This window comes from Rhodovulum sp. (assembly GCF_011048875.1).
GTDB classification, from domain to species: Bacteria; Pseudomonadota; Alphaproteobacteria; order Rhodobacterales; family Rhodobacteraceae; genus Rhodovulum; species Rhodovulum tesquicola.
In genome coordinates, this window is sequence record NZ_DSDD01000275.1 from 1 (window position 1) to 3,881 (window position 3,881).

Below are 3,881 nucleotides of genomic sequence, written 5' to 3' on the forward strand. Positions count from 1 at the left end.
ACGCCTGCGCAGGCGTGATGCGGCTTCAGACCACGATCACGCCGGACAATGACGCCTCCTGGGGACTGTTCCGTGGCGTGGCCCGCCGCTTGGGCGCGCGCCTGACGGACAAGCCGCATTTCACGCGCGATAACCATTTCGGCGGCCGTCACGCGACCGAGCACATGGTCACGATCCGGCTGGCCGAAGCGCTGCCGCTGGCCGCCTGATTCGACCCTCATCCGTTTCCATATCGAAAACAAGGGGATGCCCCATGTCGACTGTTCCGACAGCCGAAACCGACATCTACGCGCGCCGCGAATCCGCCGTGCGCTCCTACTGCCGCAGCTTTCCGGTCAGCTTCGCCCGCGCCGAGGGCGCAACCCTGATCGATGCCGACGGCAATTCCTATATCGACTTCCTCGCAGGCTGTTCCTCGCTGAACTATGGCCATAACGACCCCGACATGAAGGCCGCGCTGGTCGAGCATATCCAGCGCGACGGGATTGCGCACGCGCTCGACATGCATACCGAGGAAAAGGCCGCCTTCCTCGCGGCCTTCGAGCACCATATCCTGCATCCGCGCGGGATGGAGCATCGCGTGATGATGACCGGCCCTACCGGCACCAACGCGGTCGAGGCCGCGCTCAAGCTGGCGCGCAAGGTCACGGGACGACGCAACGTGATCGCCTTCACCAACGGTTTCCACGGCATGACGCTGGGCGCGCTCGCTCTGACCGGCAATGCGGGCAAGCGCGCGGGCGCGGGCACCGCCCTGCCCGACGTGACGCATCTGCCCTACGAGAACAGCCTGGGCGAGGACGTGGACACGCTGGAGCTGATCGAGACGCTGCTCACGAACCCCTCCTCCGGGATCGAGCCGCCCGCGGCCTTCGTCGTGGAACTGGTGCAGGGCGAAGGCGGGCTGAACGCCGCCTCCTGCGAATGGGTGCAGGGCATCGCGCGGATCGCGCGCGAACACGGCGCGCTGCTGATCGTCGACGACATCCAGGCCGGGATGGGCCGCACCGGCAGTTTCTTCAGCTTCGATCATATGGGCATCGAACCCGACATGGTGACGCTGGCCAAATCGCTGTCGGGGTTCGGGCTGCCCTTTGCCTGCGTGCTGGTCCGGCCCGAGCATGACATCTGGAAGCCGGCCGAGCATAACGGCACCTTCCGCGGCAACACCCACGCCTTCGTGACCGCCCGCGTCGCGCTGGAGAAGTTCTGGGCCGACGACACCCTCAGGAACCAGATCGCGCTGAAATCCCAGGTTCTGGAAGAACGGCTGAACACGATCGCCGCCCGGATCGAGGGCGCGCGCATCAAGGGACGCGGCATGATGCGCGGCGTCGATGTCGGCTCGGGCGAACTTGCTGGCCGGATCTGCGCCGAAGCCTTCCGCCATGGCCTCGTGATCGAGACCTCGGGCGCCCATGACGAGGTGGTCAAGGTGCTCGCCCCCCTCACCATCCCGATGGAGCAGTTCCGCCAGGGTCTCGACATTCTGGAGGCGGCGGTGGAGACGCTCGTCCCTTTCCCGGTGGCGGCGGAGTAGGCCCATGATCGTACGCGACTTTCACAAGCTCAAGGACACGAACCGAGCGGTCTCGGATGCGCAATGGACCTCGGTGCGCATGCTGCTGGCCGATGACGGGATGGGGTTTTCCTTCCACATCACCACGCTTGCTGCGGGCTCGGAACACACGTTCCACTACAAGCATCATTTCGAGAGCGTCTACTGCATCTCGGGGCGCGGCGCGATCACAGACCTCGCCTCGGGCGAGACCTTCGAGATCCGGCCCGGCGTGATGTATGCCCTCGATCAGCACGACCGGCACACCATCCGCGCCGACGAGGATCTGGTGATGGCCTGCTGCTTCAACCCGCCCGTCACGGGCACCGAGGTGCACCGCGCAGACGGCTCCTACGCGCCGGCCGCGACCCTCGCCGACTGACATTTCCAGACAAGGGCGCCCCCGGGGTCAACCCGGGCGGCGACAGCACCGTGACCAAGCATCCCCACACCGTCGAGAAGATCGGCGGCACCTCCATGAGCCGCGTCCACGAATTGTGCGACACGCTCTTCATCGGCGACCGCGCGGGCGACGCGCTCTATCACCGCGTCTTCGTGGTCTCGGCCTTCGCCGGCATCACCAACCTGCTGCTGGAACACAAGAAATCGGGCGAACCGGGCGTCTACGCACTGTTTTCGAACGCCGACAACGACCACGGCTGGTCGGACGCGCTGAACCGCGTCGCCGACGCCATGCGCGCCGCCCATGCGCAGGTTCTGGACCACCCCGGCGACCTCGCCGCCGCCGACGATTTCGTGCGCGACCGCATCGAGGGCGCGCGCTCCTGCCTGATCGACCTGCAACGGCTGTGCTCCTACGGGCATTTCCGCCTGTCGAGCCACATGGCGGTGATCCGCGAACTGCTCTCGGGGCTGGGCGAGGCGCAGTCCGCCTTCGTCACCGCGACGCTGTTACGGCGCAAGGGCGTCGATGCGCGCTTCGTCGACCTCTCGGGCTGGCGCGACGAGGGCCAATGCACCCTGGAAGAGCGCATCATCGCGGGGCTGCGCGACGTGGACATCGCCCGCGAGATGCCCATCGTCACCGGCTATGCGCAATGCGTCGAAGGACTGATGGCCGAATTCGACCGCGGCTATTCCGAGGTGACCTTCTCGAAACTCGCCGTGCTGACCGGCGCGGCCGAAGCGATCATCCACAAGGAATTCCACCTGTCCTCGGCCGACCCGAAGATCGTGGGCGCGGAAAATGTCGTGAAGCTGGGCCACACAAATTACGACGTGGCCGACCAGCTCTCGAACATGGGGATGGAGGCGGTCCACCCCAAGGCCGCCAAGATGCTGCGCCAGGCGGGCATCCCGCTGCGCGTGACCAACGCGTTCGAGCCGCACGATCCGGGCACGCTCATCGACGACGCCGAGGCAGGCACAACCCGGGTCGAGATGGTCACCGGACTCGGCGTCTATGCGCTCGAACTGTTCGAGCAGGACATGGTGGGGGTGAAGGGCTACGATTCCGCGATCCTCGAGGCACTCACGCGCCACCGGGTGCGCATCGTCGCCAAGACCTCGAACGCCAACACGATCACCCATTACCTGGATGCGGGGCTGAAATCGGTGCGCCGGGTCGAACGCGACCTCGCGGCGCTCTATCCGACCGCCAGCCTCAAGGCGCGCAACCTCGCCGTGGTGGCCGCGATCGGGCGCGACCTCGCCGGGCTCAGGGTGCTGTCGCGCGGGCTTGCCGCGCTCGAGGCCGCGGGGATCGACCCCGTCGCCGTCCAGCAGACCACCCGCGACGTGGACGCGCAGTTCGTCGTGCCCCGCGACCGGATGGAAGACGCGATCCGCGCGCTTCACGCCGTGCTGGTCGAGAACCGCACAACCGCCCCGCGCCTGGCCGCCTGAGCCCGGGCGCGGGGCGCGCATTTGCCGCCCCCTTCCGCGAAAGAGCCCGCAGCGCGCCTCCGGCGTCACTCCCTGCCCCGGACCCCGATCCGGGGCCACTACTCTCTCGCAACGCACCGGGCCATGCCGCCCACGGCCTTCTTCTTGGCCAAAATACCCCCGCCGGAGGCGCGCGGGCCAAGGGCCCGCGCCACGCCCGACCCCGGACAAGCGGGGCGCCTGCGCCCCGCGCCAGCCGGGGGCGGGAGCGCCCCCTCAGCCCAGTTCGACCACGCGCCCCCCCGCGGCCGCGGCATCGGCCGCGTCATGGGTCACCAGAAGCACCGGCAGCCCCCGCGCCCGGGCGCGCGCAAAGACCATCTCGCGCACCTGCACCCTCAGACCGGCATCCAGCCGCGAGAACGGCTCGTCCAGCAGCAGCGCGCGCGGTTCGGCCAAGAGCATCCGCATCAGGGCG

At 68.1% G+C, this 3,881-nt stretch carries 3 protein-coding genes and 2 pseudogenes; 4 read left to right on the top strand and 1 reads right to left on the bottom strand.

Going from position 1 to position 3,881, the window contains the following annotated elements:
* From ENN83_RS09700 to ENN83_RS09715, 4 genes and pseudogenes are all read left to right on the top strand, one after another.
* Positions 1-209: pseudogene (locus ENN83_RS09700) on the top strand (diaminobutyrate acetyltransferase); the annotation flags it as partial.
* 44 nt (positions 210-253) lie between these two features.
* Positions 254-1,540 (top strand): diaminobutyrate--2-oxoglutarate transaminase, encoded by a 1,287-nt coding sequence (gene ectB, locus ENN83_RS09705; protein WP_287186374.1) that lies wholly within the window; start codon positions 254-256, stop codon positions 1,538-1,540.
* Positions 1,541-1,544: 4 nt separating this feature from the next.
* Positions 1,545-1,940, top strand: coding sequence for an ectoine synthase (locus ENN83_RS09710; RefSeq protein ID WP_287186377.1), 396 nt, complete (start codon positions 1,545-1,547; stop codon positions 1,938-1,940).
* A 50-nt stretch (positions 1,941-1,990) separates the two neighbouring features.
* Positions 1,991-3,424: an aspartate kinase gene (locus ENN83_RS09715; RefSeq protein ID WP_287186379.1), complete on the top strand. Its 1,434-nt coding sequence runs from the start codon at positions 1,991-1,993 to the stop codon at positions 3,422-3,424.
* A 255-nt stretch (positions 3,425-3,679) separates the two neighbouring features.
* On the opposite strand, the pseudogene ENN83_RS09720 reads toward ENN83_RS09715, so the two are convergent.
* Positions 3,680-3,881 (bottom strand): annotated as a pseudogene (locus ENN83_RS09720) (ABC transporter ATP-binding protein); the annotation flags it as partial.